Origin of the sequence: Streptomyces sp. NPDC058964, assembly GCF_042741275.1 — a bacterium.
GTDB lineage: Bacteria > Actinomycetota > Actinomycetes > Streptomycetales > Streptomycetaceae > Streptomyces.
On sequence record NZ_JBHYKH010000729.1, the window covers coordinates 1 to 1,199 of the forward strand.

The following is a 1,199-nucleotide window of genomic DNA, read 5'->3' on the forward strand; positions in this document are numbered from 1 at the left end:
CCGGGGGTGGGTTGTGGGGGGCGGGCGGGGGGGCGCGCCCCCCCCTGGCGCCGTGCCCGGCGGCTGGATAGGGTGGACCTCGTCGAGATTCGTGTCCCGCAATCCGGGACCTCACCCAGGAGCGGCTCATGAGCGCTGTGACCCCCGCTGGAGGCGACACCGCGGCGGGCCGTTCCTGGCCCCAGGTGCTGAACGCCCTGCTGGACGGACGTGACCAGAGCGCCGACGCGACGGCCTGGGCCATGGACCGGATCATGCGCGGCGAGGCCACCGACGCGCAGATCGCCGGGTTCGTGGTGGCACTGCGGGCCAAGGGCGAGACCGTCGAGGAGATCACCGGCGTCGTCCGGGCGATGTACGAGCACGCCAACACGATCGAGGTCTCGGGCCGCACGGTCGACATCGTCGGCACGGGCGGCGACGGCGCCAAGACGGTCAACATCTCCACGATGTCGGCGCTCGTCGTGGCCGGCACGGGAGCGAAGGTCGTCAAGCACGGCAACCGTGCGGCCTCGTCCGCCTCGGGCTCCTCGGACGTCCTGGAGAAGCTGGGCGTCAACCTCGACCTCACGCCCAAGCGGGTGGCCGAGGTGGCCGAGGAGGCGGGCATCACCTTCTGCTTCGCGGTGAAGTTCCACCCCGCGCTGCGTCATGTCGCCGCGGCCCGCGGCCAGTTGGGCATCCGAACCGTCTTCAACGCCCTCGGCCCGCTCACCAACCCGGCGAGGGTGAAGTCCCAGGCCGTCGGTGTGGCCGACCCGAGGCTGGCGCCGATGATCGCGGGCGTCCTGGCGGAGCGGGGCAACTCCTCCCTCGTCTTCCGCGGCGACGACGGCCTCGACGAGCTGACCACGACGGCCACCTCCCACGTCTGGGTGGTCCGGGACGGCAAGGTCACCGAGGAGACCTTCGACCCGCGCGACGTGGGCATCGAGCTGGTTCCGGTGGAGGCGCTGCGCGGCGGGGACCCGTCGTTCAACGCGGGGGTCGCGCGGCGGCTGCTGGACGGTGAGACGGGTCCCGTTCGGGACGCGGTGCTCCTGAACTCGGCGGCGGCCCTCGTGGCCCTCGACCCGGGCCCCGGGACGCTGGCCGAGCAGCTCGGCGCCGGGATGGCCAGGGCCGCGGAGTCGATGGGCGCGGGGTCGGCGCCGCCGGTTGTGGTGGCGCGGGTGGCGGGGCCCAAACCCGGTTACGCC

Annotated in this window: 1 protein-coding gene; it reads left to right on the forward strand. The window is 73.6% G+C overall.

The window, feature by feature from the left end; translation table 11 throughout:
• Nucleotides 1-128: 128 nt before the first annotated feature.
• Nucleotides 129-1,199 (forward strand): anthranilate phosphoribosyltransferase (gene trpD, locus ACFW2E_RS43775; RefSeq protein ID WP_384476837.1); only part of this gene is annotated, 1,071 nt, incomplete at its 3' end.